The organism is Lactococcus taiwanensis (assembly GCF_014905395.1).
GTDB classification, from domain to species: Bacteria; Bacillota; Bacilli; order Lactobacillales; family Streptococcaceae; genus Lactococcus; species Lactococcus taiwanensis.
On the sequence record NZ_BNDT01000003.1, the window covers coordinates 115,380 to 139,047 of the forward strand.

Consider the following 23,668-nt stretch of genomic DNA (forward strand, 5'->3'; position numbering starts at 1 on the left):
AAATGAACACACAAGAAATAAATGCACCAAATAACAAAATTAGCGCGAAGACGCGCTTTTCAATTGTCGCCGTGGCACTTGTCGCTTTTGTCGGCATCCTCGCAGAAACCAGCCTAAATGTCACTTTTCCAACGCTGGAAAAAGCCTTTGGAATTCCATTAAGTACGGTTCAGTGGGTTACGACCGCCTACCTATTGGTCGTGGCACTGGTCATGCCTACTAGCTCTTATATCAGCCAACGTTTTCAAGATCGCACACTCTTTTTCACTGCACTTATCTTCTTTACCGTCGGCGATATTCTGAGTCTCATCTCCCCAAATTTTTCCATCTTGATGGTAGGTCGCCTTGTTCAAGGGATCGGGACAGGGATTGCGATTCCTTTAATGTTCAATATGGTCCTAACTAAAATCCCCCGGGCTAAAGTCGGTGTGTGGATGGGCTTTGCGGGAATGATTTTGAGTATCGCCCCAGCTCTTGGGCCAACTTATGGTGGTCTATTGACTGGAACGCTTGGCTGGCGTATGATTTTTGCCCTTATCCTCATTATTCCAATTATTATTTTCCCATTGGGAATGTGGGCGATTGAGAATCACAAGAAGGAACGTCCAGGGCAATTTGACTTCATTGCCTTTATCTTTTTATCAATTGCTATGACGAGCGCCCTTTTGGCATTGGATGCCTTAGGAAATCCGCAACTTGCTTTAATCTGGCTTGTAGTCTTTATTCTGAGTTTGATTGCCTTTATTTGGCGTTCTAAAACAAGCAATCTGCATTTCATCGATATTAATGTTTTCAAGAGTCCAACCTTTACTTTGTCGGTTATCGTCTACTGTATCCTTCAATTTGCCAATTTAGGTATTAACTTTATCATTCCTAATTTCTTGCAAATTTCATTGGGAACTTCAAGTACCTTAGCAGGTTTTGCTCTGTTACCTGGCTCTTTAATCGGTTCAGTATCCCAAGGTCCAATCGGTGCACTTTACGACCGAAAAGGTGCTAAAGGGATTCTTTATAGCAGTAACATTATCTTCCTTGTTGCCCTTATTTTATTGACTGTTTTCACTCAAAACTTAACGCTGATTGGTGTGATTGTGCTTTATATCATCTTTACAATCGGTCGATCTTCAGGTTTTGCTACGACAATGACGAATAGTTTAGCCCAGTTGCCACATGAGCAAGCCGCTTCAGGAAATGCCTGGTTTACCACCACTTCCCAATTTGCTGCTTCAGCTGGGACAGCAGTTGCGAGTCTAATTGCAACGCGAGCAGATAACTTAACGACTGGAACACAACATGTCTTTATGCTTTTCCTCGGATTAGCTGTACTGAATTTAATTTTCTATAGTTTAATTTTCAATAAAAAAATAAAATAATCCAAATCCGCTTGTTAAAGCGGATTTTTTTATAATGTGCATTTAAAAAATACTTTTCGCTTGACTTGAAGTGGACTTCAAGGAATATAATAAATTTACAAGTTAAAAAATGAATGGAGAAAAAAATGTCAAATAATATTGAAAACAAAGTCGTCTTAATCACAGGAGCATCAAGTGGTATTGGCCAAGCAACTGCTGAATTACTTGCTAAAAAAGGAGCCAAAATTGTACTAGCAGCAAGACGTGAAAATCGTTTGCAGGAATTGGCTGATAAAATTAAAAAGGCTGGTGGCCAAGCAATCTATCAAGTGACAGATGTAACTAATCCAGAAGATAGTAAAAAGTTGGTGCACTACGCGAAAGAAAATTTTGGGAAAATTGATGCGATTTTCTTGAATGCAGGAATCATGCCAAGCTCCCCTTTATCAGCTCTTCATGTAGAAGAATGGGAGGCCATGGTTGATATTAATTTAAAAGGTGTACTTAATGGACTCGCTGCTGTACTGCCTGAATTTACAGCTCAAAAATCAGGACATGTGATCACAACGAGTTCAGTTGCTGGCCTAAAAGCATATCCCAATGGTGGTGTTTATGGCGCAACAAAATGGGCGGTTCGTGAATTAATGGAGGTACTCCGCATGGAATCTGCTCAAGAAGGAACGCATATTCGGACAGCGACGATTTATCCGGCTGCTATAAATACGGAGTTACTGAATACAATCACCGACAAAGAAGCAGCAGAAGGAATGACAGCTCTTTATGAACAATATGGGATTAGTCCAGAGGCAATTGCGCGGATTGTTGCTTTTGCGCTTGAACAACCTGAAGACGTAAACGTCAGCGAGTTTACAGTTGGACCTACAACACAACCTTGGTAAGAAAAGGAGAAAAAATGGAAATTGATGTAAAGAAATTTTCTAAGTTACAAGATATTTATATTAGCCCAGACCCGCAAGAACATCGCCCTGCTTGGATTTGGTTTGCTTATATTGATAATGATTTAGCGGTAGCGGCAGGTCGCGGAACGGTATCAAGTTGGTGGAATTCGGCAATGCTTTCACGTAAGGGTCAAATTCACATTGACGGGAAAGTCTATCAAGTGGAATTTGAACCTGTGACAGATAAAGAAAATATTGATAAATTTATTGCTTCTTATCGACAACGTGCGGGTCAGAGCTGGGACCCTGCTTGGGAGAAAAATTTTAGACCGACAGTGATGCGGCTAAAATTTTTGAAGGAACTTGGAAAAAGCACAAGATAGAATGCCTTGAAAATTGAAGAAAATTGGAGGTTAAAATGGAAAAACAAACCGCAGGACAGGAACAACTTGGAGAATTTGCCCCAAAATTTGCTGAATTAAATGACGATATTCTTTTTGGAGAAGTCTGGAGTCGTGAAAAAGAACTTTCAGCACATGAACGTAGTGTCATTACGATTACAGCTTTGATTGCTGGTGGAAATTTTGAACAATTAAATTTTCATATGGCAAAAGGAAAAGAAAATGGAATAAGTCAGGAAGAAATTTCAGAAATAATTACGCATCTGAGCTTTTATGTGGGGTGGCCAAAGGCTTGGTCGGCTTTTAATATGGCTAAAGAAATTTGGGAATAAGAGGGGAAAGCTATGACAATTACGGTCAACATTTTGTACCAAGGTGAGGGGGAGAATACCCGCCTTTTTGCTGATGAAATGGTCAGTTCTGGACTCGTCGATAAAATCCGTCAACAAAGTGGAAATTTACGTTATGAATATTTTGTTCCTTTGGATAATCAACAAGCAATTCTATTGATTGATGAATGGGAAAACCAGGAAGCAATTGATCTTCATCATAAAAGTCCGATGATGGCAAAGATTGCTGAATTGAGAGAAAAATATCAACTGCGCCTAAAGGTAATGCGTTATCAGCAGATTGATTAGAAAAGAGAGAATGAAATGAATAAAAAAGAATTAGATAATGCCCTTATTTTTCCTCAGGGAGAAAAAAATCCTTATGGTGCTTATTTTACTGGCCAATCTTATTTAGAAGGAATGATTGCAGATAAGGACTTGCCCTTTGGTGTGGGAAATGTGACTTTTGAGCCGGGCTGTCGTAATCATTGGCATATTCATAAAGACGGTTATCAAGTTTTATTGGTTACAGCTGGTGAGGGATGGTATCAAGAAGAGGGTAAGGAGGCCCAATTTTTACATGCGGGCGATACGATTGTTACTCATGCAGGAGTTAAACATTGGCATGGAGCGACAAAAGATAGCTGGTTCAGTCATGTGGCCATTACCGCGGGAGAAGCAGTTTGGTTAGAAGAAGTTTCTGATGAGTGGTATAATACGCTCTAAGAGGTACGAGTATGAAAGTAATCACAGTTTGTGGAAGTTTGAAATTTATTGATGAATTAAAGGAACAAGCGGAGCGTTTGACGTTAGCAGGTTATTGTGTCCTCACGATCGTATATCCTACGCGCGCATTGAGTACTTATTCGTCTTCTGAACTTGCTCTTTTACGAAAAGCGCATTTTAAAAAGATAGAAATATCAGAGGCGATATTTGTTGTCAATAAAGCAGGCTATATCGGCAAAGCTGTGGCAGAGGAGATTACTTATGCGGAAGCACAAGGTAAAAACGTACTCTATTTGGAAAATGATGTGCTTTAAAGAGAAGTTATTTCTTGAATAAAACTCAGATGAACTTTTTAACAACATACAGAAAAACCGAACAATTAGAGAGAAAAGCTTTAGCATTTACCGCTAGAGCTTTTTTTATTGCTGGGAGTAGATTAGAATGAAATTGTAAAGAAAAGCAAGTGAAGGATGGAGAGAGTTTTGAATAAAACGGTATTACTTTATGAAGGAAAAGCAAAGAAACTGTATAAGACAGACGATGAAGCGGTCGTCTGGGTGGAATACTGTGATCAAGCGACCGCATTAAATGGTGCGCGTAAAGAAGAGATTGCAGGTAAAGGTGCTTTGAATAATCAAATCACTTCCTTAATTTTTGAAAAATTAAATGCTGAAGGTTTAGAAACACACTTCATAGAAAAGTTATCAAAAACCGAACAATTGAATAAAAAAGTCTCCATAATTCCTTTAGAAGTTGTTTTGCGAAATGTTGTTGCTGGTTCTTTTGCCAAACGATTTGGTCTTGAAGAAGGGATTGTTTTACAAGAACCAATTGTTGAGTTTTACTATAAGGATGATGCTTTAGATGACCCATTTATTAATGATGAACATGTTAGATTCCTGAACATTGCAACTTATGCAGAGATTGAATTTTTAAAGCGTGAAACGCGTAAAATCAATGAGATTCTGAAAAAAATATGGGCGGAAATTGGCTTGACTTTGGTTGATTTCAAGCTTGAATTTGGTCGTCTTGCTGATGGAAGAATTATTCTGGCGGACGAAATTTCCCCTGATACGTCAAGACTTTGGTCTGCTGACGGAAAACACATGGACAAAGATGTTTTCCGACGTAATATTGGCGATTTGATTGAAACTTATACTGAAGTTTTGACATTACTTGAAAAAACAAAATAGAGAGATAGGATATTGCAAAAAATGACTAAAGTACGTGTTTACGTGGCTTATAAAGCCTCAATTCTCGACCCTCAAGCCCAAGCGATTCAAGCAGCAACTCATAAAATGGGTTATCAAGAAGTTACAGAATTAAATGTTGGAAAATTTTTCGATTTTGATTTTGATGCAGATGCTGAGCTTGCTAAAGAAAAAGCCATTGAAATTGCCAACGAATTGCTGGCCAATCCAAATATGGAAACTTATAAAGTTGAAATTTTGAATGAACAAAGCGAGGGAGCTAATTAATGAAATTTGCAGTCATTCAATTTCCAGGTTCAAATTGTGATTTTGATTTGCTCTGGGCCATTCGTGATGTTATGGGAGCTGAGGCAGAATTTGTCTGGCATGATGAGCAGTCGCTTGCAGGTTTTGACGGAGTGTTGATTCCAGGGGGCTTTTCTTATGGTGATTATTTACGCTGTGGTGCGATTGCGTCATTTGCCAATATTATGCCGGAAATCAAGCGTTTGGCTAAAGAAGGAAAACCTGTTTTTGGCACTTGCAACGGCTTTCAAATTTTGGTTGAATCTGGACTTTTACCAGGGGTGTTAATTCGCAACGAAGGTTTGAAATTCGTATCCAAATGGCAAGCCCTTAAAGTTGAAAATCATCAAACCAATTTTACGACTGAATACAGCAAAGATGAAATCATTCATTTGCCAATTGCGCACGGTGAGGGTCAATATGTTGCTGACGAAGCTCAGCTTGCTGAACTTAAAGCAAATGGGCAAATTATTTTCACTTATGCTGACGAAAATCCTAATGGGTCAGTTGAAAATATTGCTGGAATTGTCAATAAAGAAGGAAATGTGCTTGGGATGATGCCTCACCCTGAGCGGGCCATGGAAGAACTGCTTGGTGGCGTTGACGGAAGAAAATTGTTTGCTAGTATTTTGAATAATTTTGTAGAAGTATGATCTTAGAAATGAAAAAAATGCGTCCAAGTTTGTGCGCATTTTTAATCTTTTGATATGATATAATATTTTGGAATGCCCCACAATAAAATATGGTTAGAAAAGTTCAATATGATTTGATTAAAATTGATAAAGCCAGATTTGATGATGAGATAAACGCATATTTTTTTATGGCGAGATTTAAATGCTGTTATAAAAAATAGTTATAATCGTGCTGTAAATATTCCTGAAACAATTACGGAAGCCATGCTTTGTAATGCACTTAAATTTGATCTAAATAAAGGAACAGCGGGAGATGTAAAAAATCCGCAAACTTCAGAAATCATAGAATTAAAAGCAACATCCAATTGGGAAAGCGATTTGATATCGTTTTCACCAAATGAAAATTTTGATAAGTTATATTTTGCTCGATTAAATCAAAAAGACGATGAAATATTTTTTGATACTGAGTTAGTCTCAACTATGTTGAAAGGTATTGAAGTAAATAGAATTCAAACAGTAGGTGATTAACAAATTCAAAAACGAAGACCTCGTTTTTCAGTCATTGATAAAATTATCAATGCAAAAAATCTAAAACCGGTTGCTAGAATTGATCTTAGAAAAGGGAAAGTTAAATAACTTGATATAGGGGTGCAGTGGAGTGTTCTTTTTATTATGGTTTATTATGGTTGGAAAGTAGAAGTTGTGAGCTACTTTTTTTAAAAAATTTTAGTATAATAATTAGATAAAATTAAATAAGGAGATTGATTTCATGACTGAAAACAATGTAACTGTAAGTGCTCCGTACACCGTAGCAAGTTTCTTTGGGGGTGTCGGTGGCATTGATTTGGGGTTTGAAAATACCAAAAAGTTCAGTTCGGTGTTCATCAATGAATTCGACAAAAATGCACAGGAGACCATTTCTTTGAATTTTCCTAGTGCAAAGCTTGATCGTCGAGATATTCACGTTGTTGATACTGATACTGACACAGAGATAGATTCTCGCTTGTTGGATACAGATTTAATAGTTGGTGGGTTTCCGTGTCAAGCTTTTTCTATTGCGGGATATCGTCGTGGTTTTGATGATGAGCGTGGAGATTTATTTTTTGAACTGGAACGTATTATAAAAAAACATCAGCCACGAGCTGTTTTTATTGAAAACGTAAAAAATTTGGTCACTCATGATCACGGTAACACATTTCGGGTTATTCGAGAAAAATTGACATTAAACGGCTACCATATAAAATGGAAAGTGTTAAACGGAAAAGATTATGGAAATGTTCCTCAGAATCGGGAACGTATATATATTGTGGGATTTGCGGATAAAAAAGCATTTGAACTTTTTGAATTTCCAAAGGAAAAAAAATTAACCAAGAGACTTTCGGACGTCATTGATTTTCAGGAAGAAAAAGATGAGAAGTATTATTACAGAATGGGAAAGCAACCTTTCTATGAAAAATTAGAGCTAGAAGTTACGTCTCAGGATTCTATTTACCAATGGCGAAGACAATATGTTCGTGAAAATAAAAGTGGGGTCGTCCCAACTCTTACCGCGAACATGGGGACTGGGGGACACAATGTCCCATTAATAAAGACTGAACATGGAATCAGAAAATTAACACCGAGGGAAACGTTTAATGTTCAGGGATTTCCTCAGGACTTTAAATTACCTAAAAATCTTTCCAATGGTGCTCTGTATAAGCAGGCTGGAAATTCTGTAGTTGTTCCTGTGATTGAGCGTATTGCTAATAATATAGCAACTGCGCTTGATGAAACATCAAAAAATGTAAAACCCACTAATATTGATGGTGCGACTGCTCTTTTTAGAGTTCAGATGAATGGAAAGTTAGAAGGAGAAAGCTATTTTGTTGAACAATTTAGTTCTACAGATCTTTTAAACAAGTATTCAGAAAAGCATAAATTAAATGTTGTAGATGAAGAGGAATATTTAAAAATGATTCAAAAAAATGGATATAGAGATTTTTATATTACTCTATAACCGTAAAAACTATCTGCTGGAGGTTTCTTGATGACTATGTGGGACAATTTGCCTATTAATGAAAAGCAATATTATAAGAAGTTGATAACAAGTTTTGCTAGTCTTAGCGAGGCTTTTAATCAAAAAATAGAATCGGAAGATGATAGTAAATCAATCGACAGCGTTCATACAAAGGTTGCCCCGATTGTCAATTCAAAATTTCAAGAAACTGTTTTTCAGCACAGTTTTAGCGCTGTGGGAGAAGATGTAAAAAATACTTCATTTGATGCTTCGGTTATTGTTGACGAAAACCACAAGTATCTTGTTGGTCTAAAATCATTTGGGATAAATTCGGGGGCTCAAAAAATTGCTCAATTTAAATCGCAGCAAACTTCCTTAGGTTGGCGTGCTATATTTAATGAGATTACAAATAATTCTATCAATAAGACAAAAGTAGAAATTGACAAAATTAATGAACCGTTATATAAAAAGCTAGCTATTGAAATATCGAGATTACGTAATGAGCGTATTGAATCTTCAAAAGCAAATTTGAAGGGGTTTGATGCTTCGGAAGTGGGTGTGGAAGCGGTTTATCATTATTTGCTCCCATCTGCTTCAGGACAAAATCCACAGATTTTTGTAGGTGAAACTCCTTATTACTCTATTGATATTGAAAATATTATTATTGATGGTTGTACAACTAAAAATAAACCAACGAATTTTAAATTTCATGATGGAAAACATGAATATATTTATGCAGAAGCAGATAGCCAGCTTTTCATGAAATTTGACAAGGCAAAACTTGAAGAGTGGGATATTAAATATATTGACAATCCGTTTAAATTTTTTGCTGAAATGGGACAAGAATATCAAGAGATAGAGGAGCGAGAAAATGATGTAGCACTTACTATTGATTCATCTGTTTCTTGGTTAATTAATGTCGAAGAAAATTCAGGTTTTAATTCATTTAATGGAGCTTCAAAAGTTGGAAAAAAACAGCGGAAAAAGAGTATTGAAAAAATTCAAAATAAGTATAAAATGATTGAAAATATTTCTTGGATTGTTGAAACACTAAATCATGTTCTTTTAGATTCTAATGCTTGGCGTACGTCGGAACAAAAACGTGAGAGAAATAAAATAAAAATAGACTTCATGAAAAAAATTGAAAAACTTTCAATTCCAGAGTTATATAATGAGTGTCAGAAACTTCTCTATCGTCCAGCTGATGAAATTTATATTCCAATTCCAGATTCCAAGAACTTTCATGATTCCCATATTGATTTTTTTGGAACAGGATATGGTGAACTGAAACAAAATGAAAAAGGTGCATGGAAGTATGTTAGGTCTAAGGAAGAATTAAAATTTACTTTAGAATTTTTACCTTCGGGAAACAAATTAGAAGCCTATTTACCAGATCAAGATAATGGAAAAGCTATTCAATCTGTGAACAAACAAACTATTTTGGGTCATTGGATTCTTCGAGAACTTTTTAGATTGAAACCTTTTGAAGTTCTGACTTATAATAGATTGGCTGAGCTTGAAATTAACGCGATAAGATTGACTAAATTCAAAGATGCTGATAATCATATTGGGCTCGAATTTATTTGGATTGATAAAGATAAATTACCTAGTGATTTTTGGGGTAAAAATGAGAAAAAGTAAATTGAGCATTTCCGAACAATCATTTGAATAATATAAAAAAAGTCCTATTGGGACTTTTTATTTCCAAACAATCAGGGTAAAATTAGTTCTATCAAGGAGATTTTATGTTTAAATAGCAACATTGTGTTTTCGAAAGTTAGTTAGAATATGAAAACAGTTTATATTTTGACAAGGAATGTAGCATTCCAAATAACTTCCCATACTTTTTAAAATTACTAATGATATAAAATTTTCCTCAAAAATGAAAAATTGGAGAAAATGATGACAATCGAACTGAGTCCTGAGCAAATTCAGAATACTGCAATTTACCGTGAGTGGGGACTGACGGATGAAGAATATTTGAAAATCAAGGATGAGATTCTTGATGGCCGTTTGCCAAACTTTACGGAAACGGGGATGTATGCCGTGATGTGGTCAGAACATTGCTGCTACAAAAATTCAAAACCGGTCTTAAAAAAATTTCCGACGACTGGGCCACAAGTCTTGATGGGACCTGGTGAAGGAGCTGGGGTTGTGGATATTGGTGATGATTTGGCGGTTGTTTTCAAAGCTGAATCTCATAATCACCCCTCTTACGTTGAACCTTATGAAGGTGCAGCGACAGGTTCTGGTGGGATTATTCGTGATATTTTTTCAATGGGAGCTCGGCCGATTGCCATTTTGGATAGTTTACGTTTTGGGCCAATTGACAATGGTAAAACCCGTCATATTGTGGACCAAGTGACAGCTGGGATTGCGGGATATGGCAACTGTATTGGCATTCCGACGGTTGGTGGCGAAGTAGCTTTTGATGAATCATACGCTGGAAATCCTTTGGTGAATGTCATGTGTGTGGGCTTGATTGAACATAAACACATCCAAAAAGGACAAGCTAAAGGTGTAGGGAATTCTATTTTTTATGTCGGAGCGAAAACAGGACGTGACGGCATTCATGGGGCATCTTTTGCTTCTAAAGAATTTGGTTCTGGTTCAGAAACACAACGTTCAGCGGTTCAAGTCGGTGATCCATTTATGGAAAAACTATTGCTTGAAGCTTGTATTGAAGTCATCCAAAATCATGGCGATATTTTAGTCGGAATTCAAGATATGGGAGCAGCTGGATTGGTGTCATCTACATCAGAAATGGCTTCAAAAGCTGGGTCAGGCCTGCGTCTTAACTTGGATAATGTGCCTCAGCGTGAAACAGGCATGATTCCTTATGAAATGATGTTGTCTGAGTCACAAGAGCGTATGGTGCTTTGTGTCAAAAAAGGACATGAACAAGAAATTATTGATTTATTTAAAAAATACGACCTTGATGCTGTGAATATTGGGCAAGTGACTGATGACGGCTTTTATACGCTTTATCATAAAGGGGAAATGGTGGCTCATGTTCCAGTTGATTCATTGGCGGAAGATGCTCCAACTTATTACCGTGAGGCAAAAGTTCCTGAGCGAATTCAAAAATTTACTGACAGCGAAAAATATCTTCCAGAAATTACTGACAGCGCGGTCAGTGACATTTTCAAAAAACTTTTGGCTCAACCAACCATTGCCAGCAAGAAATCAATTTATGAAACTTATGATTCGCGCGTGATGACCAATACTGTTGTTGCACCAGGCTCAGATAGCGCAGTTTTACGCGTGCGTGGCACGAACAAAGCACTTGCGATGACAACGGACTGTAACGCGCGCTATCTCTATCTTGATCCGGAAAAAGGCGGGGCAATCGCCGTTGCTGAAGCGGCTCGTAATATCGTGGCCTCTGGTGGAAAACCGCTCGCGATTACGGACTGTTTGAACTTTGGAAATCCGGAAAAACCAGAACAATTTTGGGAATTAACAACGGCGGCTGACGGAATTTCACGTTCTTGTTTGGCTCTTGATACACCGGTTATTTCAGGAAATGTTAGTCTTTACAATGAAACAAACGGTTCAGCTATTTTACCTACACCGATGATTGGAATGGTGGGCTTGATTGAAGATGTCAAAAATATCACCACTCAAGAATTTAAAAAAGCGGGTGATTTGATTGTTTTGGTTGGTCAAACCTTTGATGATTTTTCAGGTTCTGAACTTCAAAAAATGCTGACAGGCGAAATTTCTGGAAGAATTGATTTTGATTTAGAAACTGAAAAAATCAATCAAGACTTTGTTTTAAAAGCCATTACTGACGGATTGGTCAGCTCAGCACATGATTTGGCAGAAGGAGGATTGGCGATTGCTCTAGCTGAATCTGCTTTTGCAAATGGCTTAGGCGTTGATGTGAAAGTTGATTTAACCAATGCCCAATTATTCTCAGAAACGCAAGGTCGCTTTATACTCTCAATTTCGCCAGAAAACCAAGCAGCTTTTGAAAAATTACTGACGGAAAGTTCGGTCAGTGGCGAAGTAATCGGAAAAGTCACTGACGACGCCGTCATTAAAATTAATGACCTGACCATTGCTACTGACGACGCCGTCAGCATTTACGAAGGAGCCCTCCCATGTCTGATGAAATGACAAGCGCAACATTTACTGAGCAAGACTGGGCGCATTTTGAAAAAAAATCTTTAAATGAAGAATGTGGACTTTTCGGTGTTTGGGGACATCCTGATGCCGCTCGCCTGACCTATTTTGGACTTCATGCGCTCCAACATCGCGGGCAAGAAGGTGCAGGGATTTTGGTCAATAATAATGGCAAACTCAATCGTCATCGTGGTCTGGGTCTGGTCACAGAAGTTTTCCGTGATGAAAAAGATTTGGAAGAGCTGACAGGCTCAGAAGCCATTGGACACGTCCGTTATGCCACGGCTGGTTCAGCAAATATCAATAATATTCAGCCTTTTCACTTTGAATTTCATGACGGAGCGCTCGGTCTTGCCCACAATGGAAATTTAACCAACGCCCAATCATTGCGCTGTGAACTTGAAAAATCTGGAGCGATCTTCTCCAGTAATTCAGACACGGAAATTCTCATGCACTTGATTCGCCGTAGTCATCATCCAGAATTTATGGGCAGAGTCAAAGAAGCGCTCAATACGGTCAAAGGTGGCTTTGCCTATCTCATTATGACTGAAAACTCAATTGTCGCAGCCCTTGATCCTAATGGATTTCGACCACTCTCAATCGGAAAAATGAGCAATGGTGCGCTCGTTGTGGCCTCAGAAACCTGTGCTTTTGATGTCGTTGGTGCCACTTGGATTCAAGATGTTCAACCCGGTGAAATCATTGAAATTAATGACGACGGCATTCATGTGGACCAATTTACGGACAGCACCAACATGACCATTTGTTCAATGGAATACATCTATTTTGCCCGTCCTGACAGTAATATCGCTGGAGTTAATGTTCATACTGCCAGAAAACGATCAGGCAAAATTTTAGCCCAAGAAGCCCAAATTGATGCTGATATTGTCATTGGTGTGCCTAATTCATCACTCAGTGCCGCATCAGGCTACGCTGAAGAATCAGGCTTGCCCTACGAAATGGGCCTGATTAAAAATCAGTATGTGGCAAGAACCTTCATTCAACCGACTCAAGAACTTCGTGAACAAGGCGTTCGCATGAAATTAAGTGCTGTTCGAGGTGTTGTAGAAGGGAAACGCGTCATTATGGTGGATGATAGTATTGTGCGTGGGACAACCAGCCGTCGCATTGTCAAACTGCTCAAAGACGCAGGCGCAGCTGAGGTTCATGTGGCAATCGCCAGTCCCGCCCTCAAATATCCTTGCTTTTATGGCATTGACATACAAGACCGTGACGAACTCATCGCAGCCACACACACGACTGATGAAATCAGAGAAGCGATCGGAGCAGATAGTCTGACCTATCTCAGCCAGACAGGACTTGTCGAGGCGATTGGTCATGATAAACTTTGCTTGTCCTATTTTGATGGCGAATATCCAACACCGCTGTATGATTATGAAGCTGACTATTTGGAATCTTTAGAGAAAAATAGCGTGAAATGAAAAACTAGAAATATAGTTTTATATCTATGGAATAAGTTCCGTAGATTTTTGTTATTTATATGTGTACTATTTAGCTTGGTATATGATGAAGATAATGGCTTGATGTGTTATAATTATGAGAAGAAATTAAAAAAATTTATGCACTGTGGAGACTGGAAATATATGAGAGAGACTCTTCAACCAATAATTTATGATATTCCTTATAATAGAGAATTTCAAACAACGCTTAAGGAAAAATTAGAAGTTAATCATGAAAAATTTATCACTTTTTATCCGACTGTCTACATCATAAATGATGAAAAATCAAGGAATAATTATAAAGTTTATGTCGGAGAAACTAATAATATATATAGCAGGACAAAACAACATATTTTAGCTGATGTACAAAATCGGGAAGACTTCGAAGAATTTGAAAAATCGAGTTCTTCCAGAATGTATATTATTGCTCATGAGCATTTTAATAAATCCTTAACAATGGATATCGAAAATAAATTGATTCACTATTTATCAAGTCAAAATAATGTTGAGATAACTAATAGGAGAACAAATCAGCAAAATGAATATTTTCCAGTAGAGGAACTAGGCGAAATTTTCTCTAAGATTTGGAATACACTCTCTGAAAGTAAGATTCAATTATTTCATTCTGAAAAAGAGATACAAAATTCAGCTATTTTTAAAGCAAGTCCATTTCATAAACTTAAAGAAGAGCAGTTAAAAATTAGAGATCAAATCGCTTTGAAAATCGAGTCATTAATTAGCATCAATCAAAAGCACCAACTGATTTTGGTAGAAGGGGAGGCAGGGGCAGGGAAAACCGTCTTGCTTAGTTCTTTGTTTAATGAGCTTTTCCAGATAGGACAATCTGAAAGTTTAACTGAAGAATATAAGAACATCCAATATTATGGTAAAGATATCCGCCTTTTAGTTAATCATGAACAGCAGTTTAAGGTATATAAACAACTTGCCGAGCGGTTGGGGATGACAAAAATCAACCCTGAAGTTGTTTCAAAACCTACTCGATTTATACGTACAGTTTCAGAATCAGAACCTGTTGATATTGTATTAATTGACGAAGCGCATTTATTATGGACAGAAGGTAAGCAAGCGTATCAAGGTAAAAATCAGTTGTATGATATACTGAAGCGTGCAAAAATCGTTGTTGCAGTGTTTGATAAAAATCAAGTGCTATCTAGAGAGCAGTATGTAGAAAAAACAAAATATCTAGATTTATTAAATATAGCAAATGCACACTTTGATTTACGAGCACAACTACGTATTAATGCATCCGAGGAAACTATATTTTGGATTAGAAATCTAATTGATAATCAATTGGTGAAAAATATACCAGAAGATCTTAGTTATGACCTAAAAATATTTGATTCACCAACAGATTTGTATAAAGCCATAAAAGAGAAGGCGCGTACAAAAAGAAGTGGTTTGTCAAGACTCTTAGCAACATTTGATTGGCCTTATTCTAGTAAAAAAACAAATAATGGAGAATATTGGAACGTGGAGACACAAGGTTTGAACTTGCCTTGGAACTTACAACTTCCTAAAGATAGGAAAACTGCAAATTTAGCCTGGGCGGAACAAACTCAAACTATTAATGAAGTAGGGTCAACTTTCACGATACAGGGATTTGATTTAAATTATGCGGGTGTTATAATTGGGCCTTCAGTAAAATATGCCAATGGAAAAATAGTATTTGATCCTAGTGCGAGTTTCAATAGGAAAGCAACTCAAAGAAGAACATTTGATAGTGGTGAAAAAGTTGATGTATCCTTAGAATTACTTAAAAATGAACTAAATGTCTTGCTTACTCGTGGTGTAAACGGATTATATATTTATGCTGTCGATGAACAACTTAGGGATGTTCTGCTAAAATCTCAGAAGGGAGATTTATATGACTGATGATATTTCAGTTTTGATATCTAAAATCAATAAGTTTCGTGATGATAGGAATTGGAGACAATTTCATGAAGCGAAAGACTTAGCTCTTTCTATTTCACTGGAGGCCTCGGAGTTGTTGGAGATATTTCAGTGGAAGACATCTAGTGAAGGTATAGAAAATGTAGAAGGAATTAAAGAGGAGTTAGCAGATGTGCTCATTTATTCACTGATGTTTGCAGATGATTTGGGGCTTGATATAGTTGATATTATTGAGAGAAAGTTGAATATTAATGAGCAAAAATATCCAGTCAATAAAAGCAAAAATAAAAAGCTGAAATACACAGAACTTTGATAAGTCTATTAATTTAGTTTTAAATATCTAGTCTGTACTTATTGAAACATGCTTTAATATGTTAGGATATGGAATAAAAGCAAGTGAGGTGAGCAAATGATTATTACAATAGTTGGAGGAACTGGACTAGTTGGTCAAGGTATTTTCAAAGAGCTTGCTCAAGTTGCAGATTATGAATTACACAGCTTATCAAGAAATGGTAAATCTAAAGCTCATCTCGCTGAGCCAGTCATTTACCATGCTGCTAATCTAACTGAAACTGGGGAGTGGCAAGAACTTTTACAAAAATCAGATTGGGTGATTGATGCGGTAGGAATTCTATTTCCGAGTAAATCAAAGGGAACAACTTATGAAAAAAATAGTATTCAACCAGCAAAAATAATTATTGATACAATAATTAACTCAAAAAATCAATGTCTTTTTATTTCAGCAAATGATGGTCCTTTTTTTATGAAGGACTATATGAAAGCTAAAAAAGAAGTGGAGGATTATGGTCAAAAACGTTTGAAAGCAAGATTTGTTTCTGTTTTTCCAGGAATTGTCTATGATGCTTCACGAAAAAGCAGTTATTTTCCAGCACGCCTATTGGAACCACTCATAAAAATTCCAATTTTTTCTTTCTTAAAAAGTTATCGTCCAATTAAAAGAAGCCAGTTTGCTAAAGAGATTCATAAAATTATCGAAGGAAAAGCAAGTGAATTGACACAACGATTGAAATAAATTACTGACGACGCTGTCAGTAATTTTTTTACGGAAAATAAGTCAAAAAAACGAGTTAAAAAGTTTGACCAATACTGACCAATGCGTTATAATTAGAATGTAGTGAGAAAAAGATAATAATCACTACGAACTATGAAATCGAAATGAGGTGTTTTTATGGACATCGAAAAAATGACAACAACGATGCAAGAAGCACTTGGTTCAGCGCAACAAATTGCGCAAGTTCGTCATCACCAAGTGATTGAAGTTCCACATTTATGGCGAATTTTTGTTCAACCTAATAGTTTTGGGGCGAACTTTTATAAAGATTTAGGGATTGACCTAGATGACTTTACAAATTTAATTGAAAAAGAAATTGACAAAATTAATTCAGTAGAAGGTTCAAATATTACTTATGGTCAAAACCTAAGTCCAGATTTGTTCCAAGTCTTTACTGAAGCAGACAAAATTGCGCAAAAAATGGGCGATGAATACCTATCAACTGAGATTATTCTCCTTGCCCTCTTTGAGCTCAAGCAAAATCCATTGACTAAATATTTGGTCAATCATGGATTGACAAAAGCGAAAGCGCAAGCTGCGATTGAAGAATTACGCGGAGGTGATAAAGTGACCAGTCAAAATGCAGAAGAAACATACAAAGCACTTGAAAAATATGGGGTAGATCTTGTTGCTCAAGTTAAATCAGGTAAACAAGATCCTGTCATTGGACGTGATGAAGAAATTCGTGATGTCATTCGAGTGCTTTCTCGTAAAACAAAAAATAACCCCGTTCTTATTGGTGAACCTGGGGTTGGTAAAACAGCCATTGTCGAAGGTTTGGCACAACGGATTGTCAGAAAAGACGTTCCGGAAAATCTGAAAGATAAAACCATCTTTTCACTTGATATGGGTGCTCTGATTGCAGGAGCGAAATATCGTGGTGAATTTGAAGAACGACTCAAAGCAGTTCTTAATGAAGTGAAAAAATCAGATGGACAAATTATCCTCTTTATTGATGAACTGCATACGATTGTTGGTGCAGGTAAAACAGAAGGTTCAATGGATGCAGGCAACCTTTTAAAACCAATGCTTGCACGTGGTGAACTCCATTTGATTGGGGCAACGACCTTGGATGAATATCGTAAATACATGGAAACCGATAAAGCACTTGAACGTCGTTTCCAAAAGGTCTTGGTTACTGAACCTACTGTTGAAGATACGATTTCAATCTTGCGTGGGCTTAAAGAACGTTTTGAAATTCACCATGGAGTGACCATTCATGATAATGCTCTTGTTGCAGCAGCCACCCTTTCAAATCGTTATATTACGGATCGATTTTTACCAGATAAAGCCATTGACTTGGTTGATGAAGCCAGTGCAACCATTCGTGTAGAAATGAATTCACTCCCAACTGAACTTGACCAAGCTAATCGTCGCTTGATGCAATTAGAAATTGAAGAAGCGGCCCTCAAAAAAGAACGAGATGATGCTTCTAAGAAACGTCTTGAAATTATACGTGGTGAAATTGCTGAACTTCGAGAAGAAAATAATCAACTCAAAGCGCAATGGGAAGCTGAGAAAAAAGAAGTGGGCAATATTTCTGAAAAACGAAATGAATTAGAACATGCGCGCCACGAATTGGAAGAAGCTCAAAATGAAGGAAACTTAGAAAAAGCAGCAGCCCTTCGTTATGGTAAAATTCCTGAGCTTGAAAAAGAACTCAAAGCTATTGAAGAAAAAGCAAAATCAGATGATTTATCCTTAGTTCAAGAATCCGTCACTGAAGAACAAATCGCTGAAGTGGTTGGACGCATGACAGGTATTCCAATTACCAAATTGGTTGAAGGTGAACGTGAAAAATTGCTTCACTTACCAGAAACACTGCATCAAAGGGTTGTCGGACAAGATGAAGCTGTTGAAGCCGTATCTGATGCCATTATCCGTGCGCGTGCAGGCATTCAAGACCCTAACCGTCCACTTGGCTCCTTCCTCTTCCTCGGGCCAACTGGGGTAGGTAAGACCGAACTTGCGAAAGCTTTGGCTGAAAATCTCTTTGACTCAGAAGAGCATATGGTTCGGATTGACATGAGTGAATATATGGAAAAACACTCAGTTTCTCGTTTAGTCGGAGCACCTCCAGGATATGTCGGTTATGATGAAGGCGGCCAATTGACTGAAGCTGTTCGTCGTAATCCTTATACCATCATCTTGCTTGATGAAATCGAAAAAGCACATCCAGATGTCTTCAATATCTTGTTGCAAGTTTTGGATGACGGTCGTTTAACTGACTCTAAAGGTGTTCTCGTTGACTTTAAGAACACCGTGTTGATTATGACTTCAAATGTTGGTTCGCAATATTTGCTGGATAATGTTGGAGAAAATGGTGAAATTTCGGAAGAAACAACGGAAAACGTGATGGCTCAACTTCGGGCACATTTCAAACCAGAATTTTTAAACCGGATTGATGATACCATTCTTTTCAAACCATTAGCACTTGAAGATATCAAGAATATTATCGTCAAAATGACTAGTCAACTCTCACATCGTCTTGAAGAAATGGACGTTCAACTTGAATTGAGTGAAGAAGTAAAAGTTTGGATTGCGGAAAATGCTTATGAACCTGCGTATGGTGCACGTCCACTCAAACGTTATTTGACAAAAGTCATCGAAAACCCATTAGCTAAGCTGATTATTGGCGGAAAAATTCCACCAAAATCAAAAGTTATTGTAACGCTTGTCGATGATAAGATTGACTTTGATATTCAAACAATTGCTGAATAAATAAATTAAACCGTTAGCTGTAGCTGGCGGTTTTTTTATTTTCAGTTAGCTGAAAATTATTACCGAAAATAAAATATATCTTCATCTTGTTGAAAATTTATGATATAATAGTTATAAAATATCAGTGAGGTGAAAATAATGATTCAACGTGAAAGATATTTAGACTGGCTTATTAGAAACAAAAATAACGGATTGGTAAAGGTGATATCAGGAGTTCGTCGAAGTGGGAAATCATCACTTTTTGAATTGATGAAGGAAAAATTGCGTAAAGATGGAATATCAGATGAGCAAATTATTCATCTGAATTTTGAAGATTTACGATATATTGAACTTCGTGATTTTTTAAAACTCAATGAGTATATCTTGAAACTAACCCCTAAAAATCAAAATTATTATATTTTTTTGGACGAAGTTCAGAATGTCAAAAAGTTTGAAGAAGTCGTTAACAGTTTAAATCTTCAAGAGAAATTAGATATCTATATTACAGGTTCTAACGCTTATTTTATGAGTGGAGAGCTTGCGACGTTGCTTACAGGTCGTTATCTTGAATTGAAAATTTTACCTTTGTCTTTCAAGGAGTTCTACTCAGAATATAGCTATCTCCGTCCAGAAGAAGCTTATGAAAAATATATTCTGACGTCTTTTCCTTATCTCGTCCATACTGAAAATTCGGATGACCGTGCAATTTATATTCAAGGCGCATATAATGACATTGTTTTAAAAGACATCATCACACGTTATGGCATTACAGATCAGGATGTTTTGGAGCGAATTTTGGTTTATCTCTCATCAGTGATTGGTTCAGAAGTTTCGATCAATAAAATTGCTAATGTCTTAAAACAAGATATCTCAATCTCAAATAATACGGTAGAGCGGTACGTAGATGCTTTGGTAAATGGTTTAATTCTTTATAAAGCGCCACGTTATGATATTAAAGGAAAGAGTTTATTGCGCCGCTTGGAAAAGTATTATTTAGTTGATATGGGATTTCGCAGCTTGATGTTGCCAGATGCTAAGCAGGACTATGGACATATTTTAGAAAATATCATTTATTTAGAGCTAAAACGCCGCTATTATCATGTGTATGTGGGAAAAAACAATAAATATGAAGTCGATTTTGTTTGCATAGATAGTCATGCCAATCCAACTTATTTTCAAGTTGCACTACAAACGCTTGATGAAAAAGTGTTAGAGAGAGAATTGAGGAGTTTAGAGATGATTGATGATTCTTATCCTAAGTATCTTCTAACCCTTGATACTATCAATAAAAATGCGAATTATAATGGAATTATAAAAATGAATGCCCTCGACTGGCTTTTAGGAGTAGAGAAATAATGGAAACTGGAAATTAGAAACAGTAGTCAATTACTGGGTTAAAGGACAGCTTGAGAATATTGGACTTGTCTTTAATAAAGATTTCCGAGATGAGTCCAATTTTAGTGAGTATATGAAGCGTTCTCTAAAAGGGTCAGCAAAAACAGCTAATAAAACGAATTTTGGAAAGCCAGATTTTCATATCGAAGGATATGAAATCCCTGTAGTTATTGAGGATAAAGTAAATCTTAAAAAAACTTATTGCGCAAACCAAAGAGGGTATCAAAAACGATGATGATTCTGTCAAAAATTTTGCGGTCAACGGTGCGCTTTATTATGCGCGAAACATGATTTCATCTGGTGGTTACAAAGAAGTTGTAGCGATTGGTGTCGCAGGAGATAATGAAGAGAATGTTACCTTAAAAGTTTACTATGTATTTGGTTCTGGGCCAGATTCACAGAAAGCAATGGATGACTATAAGAGCTTTGACTTTTTGGAAAATAAGAAAACTTTTGCTGAGTTTTACAAAGAAGCTGTGCTTTCCGAAGAAGAAAAACATCAGATTTTAATTGATAGTCAAGCCAAGTTGCAGACTTATGCGGGTAAACTCAATAAGCTGATGCACAATCACAATATCACGGCACCGTAGCGCGTGCTTTATGTGTCAGGCATGTTACTTGCGATGCAAGACTTGAATCAAAATGGCTATGAAAGTTTAGGCATTACACCCGATTTCTTGAATGGTTCACCTCTAAATGGTAACCGAGATGGACAAATCGTTGTTAATCGTGTGGCGAATTATCTGCAGCTCAAGCAGATTCCAGAAGATAAACGTCAGCTCATGCTTTCGTCTTTTAACGAAATCTCAAAGGACGTTGACCGTGACAAGCCAACTAAGTTGGACAAGGAAGTAGCGAAATACATTAATGGCTTGGCTTCCGCTAACAAGCAAATTTTTACTTTTATTTATGAAAATATTTATAAGTCTATTGACGGTATGGCTGGGACGCTGGATATCATGGGAGAGATGTATTCCGAGTTTCTGAAATACGCATTGGGTGATGGAAAAGAAATCGGTATCGTTTTGACACCTCCTTATGTGACAAAAATGATGACACAAATCTTGAATGTGAATCAAAACTCACGTGTAATGGATTTGGCGACAGGTTCAGCTGGTTTCTTGATTGCATCGATGGAAGAAATGATCAATGATGCAGAAAAAGGACGCAAAGGCTCTGAAGCGGCGAATAAAAAAGTCAAAGAAATCAAAGAACGGCAATTATTAGGCGTGGAGCTTAATGCAGAGATGTTCACCCTCGCAGCCACCAACATGATTTTGCGTGGGGACGGTTCGTCCAACATTCAAAAAGGCAATACTTTTGACACGCCAGCTAATCTCTATCAGAATTTCCAAGCGGACCGGCTGCTGTTAAATCCACCTTTTAGTTTTGAAGAAAACGGCATGCCTTTTATCGCGTTTGGTTTGGACAAGATGCAAAAAGGCGGGCTGGGTGCGATTATCATTCAGGATAGTGCAGGTTCAGGTAAGGCAGTCAAGACTAATCAGCTCATGCTGACGAAGCACACGCTGGTGGCTTCTATCAAGATGCCAGTGGATTTGTTCATGCCAATGGCAGGTGTGCAGACCTCGATTTATGTTTTCAAGGTGGGCACAGCTCACGATTTTGATGTGCCGGTGAAATTTATTGATTTCCGAAATGATGGCTATAAGCGGACGAAACGCAGTTTGCAGGAGATTGACGCGCCAACTAAGCGCTACATGGATATTCTCAAGATTTACAAAGCGGGTAAAGCAGCGAAAAATCTGCAAGCTGACTGGAATCTGGACGAGATTTATCTGGAAGACCAAATCACGGACTCAGGCGCTGACTGGAACTTTGACCAGCACAAGAAGATTGATACCAAGCCGACTTTTGACGATTTCAGAAAGACGGTTGCCGACTATCTGGCTTGGGAAGTGGATCAAATCCTGAAAAGCGAGGACTTTGTGGGAAAATAAATCGCCAATCCATGCAGGGCAAGCTGGCGCAGCTTGAAAAGAAGTATGGTGTGGATTGGCGAGAGTTTAGAATTGAGGATGTTTTGGAGTGGCAACAGAATATCTCCGAAATTGACCCAATGAAATTGGATGAGTATAGTGTGTCTGATGAGAAGAAATATCCCTTCTATGGGCAGGCTATCATAAATAACGGTATTATAGAATATCGAAATCTTAGAGATGAATTTCTTAATAACAAGAACGGCAAGCCAACGATTTTAATTCACTCAAACAATCAAAATATTGTTTATCTTGATACTCCATTTTATTTGAAAGATGGTCACGGAGCAACTAGCGTATTGCAAGCAGACTTTCTAAATAAGAAGATTGCCCTGTATTTGATGGCGGCTATCAAAAAAGTCATTATTGAAAAGTTTTCATACAACAATAAAGCGACTAAAATTGGTTTAAAAAATACAGAAATAGAGTTGCCAACTAAAAATGGCGAAATCGCTTATGAATTTATGAACGAATTTGTAGAGACGCTGGAAGCTTACTTAAAAGCAACGGGGCTGAATCATGTGGCGCTGAGTGCCGAAGAGCGCTCCGGCCTTGATAAATTAGGGGCAGGTTCTATTAGTTGGAAAGTATTTAATCTTGAAGCACTATTTGGTAAAGCAACTCGTGGAAGACGCTTGAAAAGCGCTGACCGAGTTGCCGGAAATTTACCCTTTGTTACAGCGGGAGAGGCAGACATGGGAATTTCTGCTTTCATTGGCAACGATGTGCAAGTGTTCTCTGAAAATACCGTCACGATTGATATGTTTGGTTCAGCAAAATATCGGAATTATAAGTATGGCGCTGATGACCACGTAGCAGTTGTGCATACTGAAAAATTAGATAAATTTTCAGCACTATTCACAACGTCAGCTATCCATAAATCCGCTCATGCAGGACAGTTTGACTACTCACGAAATTTCTATGCCACTGACGCTGACGAACTGATGATTTCACTTCCTGTCAGCGCTGACGGAAAAATTGATTTTGATTTTATGTCAAATTTGATGAGTGCCATGCAGAAAGTTGTGATTAAAGGTGTTGTTGAGTGGGCGGATAAGCGGATTGAAGTGACGAAAGGGATTATAGAACGATAAAAACGAAAAGGGAAAGATGAATCAAAGTTCTATCTTTCTCTTTTCGTTTTTATTTGCGTCTTTTTAGTTTATGTGTT

The 23,668-nt window shown here is 37.4% G+C and carries 21 protein-coding genes and 1 pseudogene; all 22 read left to right on the top strand.

Features of this window, described 5'->3' with window-relative positions; all coding sequences use genetic code 11:
- Positions 1 to 2 precede the first annotated feature (2 nt).
- A complete protein-coding gene (locus tag JKP71_RS04645) occupies positions 3 to 1,373 on the top strand; it encodes a DHA2 family efflux MFS transporter permease subunit (protein WP_200407196.1) in 1,371 nt (456 codons plus the stop codon).
- Between the two features lie 125 nt (positions 1,374 to 1,498).
- A complete protein-coding gene (locus JKP71_RS04650) occupies positions 1,499 to 2,251 on the top strand; it encodes an SDR family oxidoreductase (RefSeq protein WP_200407197.1) in 753 nt (250 codons plus the stop codon).
- Between the two features lie 14 nt (positions 2,252 to 2,265).
- Positions 2,266 to 2,634: a DUF2255 family protein gene (locus JKP71_RS04655; protein ID WP_200407198.1), complete on the top strand. Its 369-nt coding sequence runs from the start codon at positions 2,266 to 2,268 to the stop codon at positions 2,632 to 2,634.
- A gap of 35 nt (positions 2,635 to 2,669) precedes the next feature.
- On the top strand, positions 2,670 to 2,984 hold the full coding sequence (locus tag JKP71_RS04660; RefSeq protein WP_200407199.1) for a carboxymuconolactone decarboxylase family protein: 315 nt from the start codon (positions 2,670 to 2,672) through the stop codon (positions 2,982 to 2,984).
- A gap of 12 nt (positions 2,985 to 2,996) precedes the next feature.
- The gene (locus JKP71_RS04665; protein ID WP_200407200.1) at positions 2,997 to 3,290 is read left to right on the top strand and encodes an antibiotic biosynthesis monooxygenase family protein; all 294 of its coding nucleotides are present in this window, start codon (positions 2,997 to 2,999) and stop codon (positions 3,288 to 3,290) included.
- 15 nt (positions 3,291 to 3,305) lie between these two features.
- Entirely contained in the window at positions 3,306 to 3,707 is a 402-nt protein-coding gene (locus tag JKP71_RS04670) for a cupin domain-containing protein (protein ID WP_200407201.1), read from the top strand.
- Positions 3,708 to 3,718: 11 nt separating this feature from the next.
- Positions 3,719 to 4,021 carry a hypothetical protein gene (locus tag JKP71_RS04675; protein WP_200407202.1) on the top strand — a complete coding sequence of 101 codons (303 nt, stop codon included), beginning with the start codon at positions 3,719 to 3,721 and terminating at the stop codon, positions 4,019 to 4,021.
- 168 nt (positions 4,022 to 4,189) lie between these two features.
- Positions 4,190 to 4,900: a phosphoribosylaminoimidazolesuccinocarboxamide synthase gene (purC, locus tag JKP71_RS04680; protein ID WP_200407203.1), complete on the top strand. Its 711-nt coding sequence runs from the start codon at positions 4,190 to 4,192 to the stop codon at positions 4,898 to 4,900.
- 21 nt (positions 4,901 to 4,921) lie between these two features.
- Positions 4,922 to 5,185 carry a phosphoribosylformylglycinamidine synthase subunit PurS gene (gene purS / locus JKP71_RS04685; RefSeq protein WP_200407204.1) on the top strand — a complete coding sequence of 88 codons (264 nt, stop codon included), beginning with the start codon at positions 4,922 to 4,924 and terminating at the stop codon, positions 5,183 to 5,185.
- Entirely contained in the window at positions 5,185 to 5,856 is a 672-nt protein-coding gene (gene purQ / locus JKP71_RS04690) for a phosphoribosylformylglycinamidine synthase subunit PurQ (RefSeq protein WP_200407205.1), read from the top strand. The genes purS and purQ overlap by 1 nt, the downstream gene beginning before the upstream one ends.
- Positions 5,857 to 6,015: 159 nt before the next feature.
- The gene (locus tag JKP71_RS04695) at positions 6,016 to 6,363 is read left to right on the top strand and encodes a Bsp6I family type II restriction endonuclease (RefSeq protein WP_200407333.1); all 348 of its coding nucleotides are present in this window, start codon (positions 6,016 to 6,018) and stop codon (positions 6,361 to 6,363) included.
- Between the two features lie 241 nt (positions 6,364 to 6,604).
- Positions 6,605 to 7,831: a DNA cytosine methyltransferase gene (locus JKP71_RS04700; protein ID WP_200407206.1), complete on the top strand. Its 1,227-nt coding sequence runs from the start codon at positions 6,605 to 6,607 to the stop codon at positions 7,829 to 7,831.
- A 36-nt stretch (positions 7,832 to 7,867) separates the two neighbouring features.
- The gene (locus tag JKP71_RS04705) at positions 7,868 to 9,472 is read left to right on the top strand and encodes a hypothetical protein (RefSeq protein ID WP_200407334.1); all 1,605 of its coding nucleotides are present in this window, start codon (positions 7,868 to 7,870) and stop codon (positions 9,470 to 9,472) included.
- A 261-nt stretch (positions 9,473 to 9,733) separates the two neighbouring features.
- Positions 9,734 to 11,953, top strand: a complete 2,220-nt coding sequence (gene purL, locus JKP71_RS04710) for a phosphoribosylformylglycinamidine synthase subunit PurL (protein WP_200407207.1) — start codon at positions 9,734 to 9,736, stop codon at positions 11,951 to 11,953.
- Entirely contained in the window at positions 11,938 to 13,401 is a 1,464-nt protein-coding gene (gene purF, locus JKP71_RS04715; RefSeq protein WP_200407208.1) for an amidophosphoribosyltransferase, read from the top strand. Before purL ends, purF begins: the two co-directional genes overlap by 16 nt.
- 162 nt (positions 13,402 to 13,563) lie before the next feature.
- Complete coding sequence (locus JKP71_RS04720; protein WP_200407335.1) at positions 13,564 to 15,312, top strand: DUF2075 domain-containing protein; 1,749 nt, start codon at positions 13,564 to 13,566, stop codon at positions 15,310 to 15,312.
- On the top strand, positions 15,305 to 15,643 hold the full coding sequence (locus JKP71_RS04725; RefSeq protein WP_075525489.1) for a nucleotide pyrophosphohydrolase: 339 nt from the start codon (positions 15,305 to 15,307) through the stop codon (positions 15,641 to 15,643). Before JKP71_RS04720 ends, JKP71_RS04725 begins: the two co-directional genes overlap by 8 nt.
- A gap of 96 nt (positions 15,644 to 15,739) precedes the next feature.
- Positions 15,740 to 16,363 carry an NAD-dependent epimerase/dehydratase family protein gene (locus JKP71_RS04730; protein ID WP_200407209.1) on the top strand — a complete coding sequence of 208 codons (624 nt, stop codon included), beginning with the start codon at positions 15,740 to 15,742 and terminating at the stop codon, positions 16,361 to 16,363.
- 156 nt (positions 16,364 to 16,519) lie between these two features.
- Positions 16,520 to 19,123, top strand: a complete 2,604-nt coding sequence (gene clpB, locus JKP71_RS04735) for an ATP-dependent chaperone ClpB (RefSeq protein WP_200407210.1) — start codon at positions 16,520 to 16,522, stop codon at positions 19,121 to 19,123.
- 138 nt (positions 19,124 to 19,261) lie between these two features.
- Positions 19,262 to 20,458: an ATP-binding protein gene (locus JKP71_RS04740; RefSeq protein ID WP_200407211.1), complete on the top strand. Its 1,197-nt coding sequence runs from the start codon at positions 19,262 to 19,264 to the stop codon at positions 20,456 to 20,458.
- Between the two features lie 58 nt (positions 20,459 to 20,516).
- Positions 20,517 to 22,458: pseudogene (locus JKP71_RS04745) on the top strand (HsdM family class I SAM-dependent methyltransferase).
- The gene (locus JKP71_RS04750; protein ID WP_200407212.1) at positions 22,410 to 23,591 is read left to right on the top strand and encodes a restriction endonuclease subunit S; all 1,182 of its coding nucleotides are present in this window, start codon (positions 22,410 to 22,412) and stop codon (positions 23,589 to 23,591) included. Before JKP71_RS04745 ends, JKP71_RS04750 begins: the two are co-directional and overlap by 49 nt.
- Positions 23,592 to 23,668: the final 77 nt, after the last annotated feature.

Excerpts from the sequence above, each read along its gene's own strand:
- purS (WP_200407204.1), top strand. The coding sequence starts at position 4,922 with ATGACTAAAGTACGTGTTTACGTGGCTTATAAAGCCTCAATTCTCGAC.
- JKP71_RS04650 (WP_200407197.1), top strand. The coding sequence starts at position 1,499 with ATGTCAAATAATATTGAAAACAAAGTCGTCTTAATCACAGGAGCATCA.
- JKP71_RS04720 (WP_200407335.1), top strand. The coding sequence starts at position 13,564 with ATGAGAGAGACTCTTCAACCAATAATTTATGATATTCCTTATAATAGA.
- JKP71_RS04665 (WP_200407200.1), top strand. The coding sequence starts at position 2,997 with ATGACAATTACGGTCAACATTTTGTACCAAGGTGAGGGGGAGAATACC.
- JKP71_RS04670 (WP_200407201.1), top strand. The coding sequence starts at position 3,306 with ATGAATAAAAAAGAATTAGATAATGCCCTTATTTTTCCTCAGGGAGAA.
- JKP71_RS04700 (WP_200407206.1), top strand. The coding sequence starts at position 6,605 with ATGACTGAAAACAATGTAACTGTAAGTGCTCCGTACACCGTAGCAAGT.
- JKP71_RS04725 (WP_075525489.1), top strand. The coding sequence starts at position 15,305 with ATGACTGATGATATTTCAGTTTTGATATCTAAAATCAATAAGTTTCGT.
- JKP71_RS04655 (WP_200407198.1), top strand. The coding sequence starts at position 2,266 with ATGGAAATTGATGTAAAGAAATTTTCTAAGTTACAAGATATTTATATT.
- purL (WP_200407207.1), top strand. The coding sequence starts at position 9,734 with ATGACAATCGAACTGAGTCCTGAGCAAATTCAGAATACTGCAATTTAC.
- purQ (WP_200407205.1), top strand. The coding sequence starts at position 5,185 with ATGAAATTTGCAGTCATTCAATTTCCAGGTTCAAATTGTGATTTTGAT.
- JKP71_RS04675 (WP_200407202.1), top strand. The coding sequence starts at position 3,719 with ATGAAAGTAATCACAGTTTGTGGAAGTTTGAAATTTATTGATGAATTA.
- JKP71_RS04705 (WP_200407334.1), top strand. The coding sequence starts at position 7,868 with ATGTGGGACAATTTGCCTATTAATGAAAAGCAATATTATAAGAAGTTG.
- clpB (WP_200407210.1), top strand. The coding sequence starts at position 16,520 with ATGGACATCGAAAAAATGACAACAACGATGCAAGAAGCACTTGGTTCA.
- JKP71_RS04645 (WP_200407196.1), top strand. The coding sequence starts at position 3 with ATGAACACACAAGAAATAAATGCACCAAATAACAAAATTAGCGCGAAG.
- purF (WP_200407208.1), top strand. The coding sequence starts at position 11,938 with ATGTCTGATGAAATGACAAGCGCAACATTTACTGAGCAAGACTGGGCG.
- JKP71_RS04660 (WP_200407199.1), top strand. The coding sequence starts at position 2,670 with ATGGAAAAACAAACCGCAGGACAGGAACAACTTGGAGAATTTGCCCCA.
- JKP71_RS04730 (WP_200407209.1), top strand. The coding sequence starts at position 15,740 with ATGATTATTACAATAGTTGGAGGAACTGGACTAGTTGGTCAAGGTATT.
- JKP71_RS04740 (WP_200407211.1), top strand. The coding sequence starts at position 19,262 with ATGATTCAACGTGAAAGATATTTAGACTGGCTTATTAGAAACAAAAAT.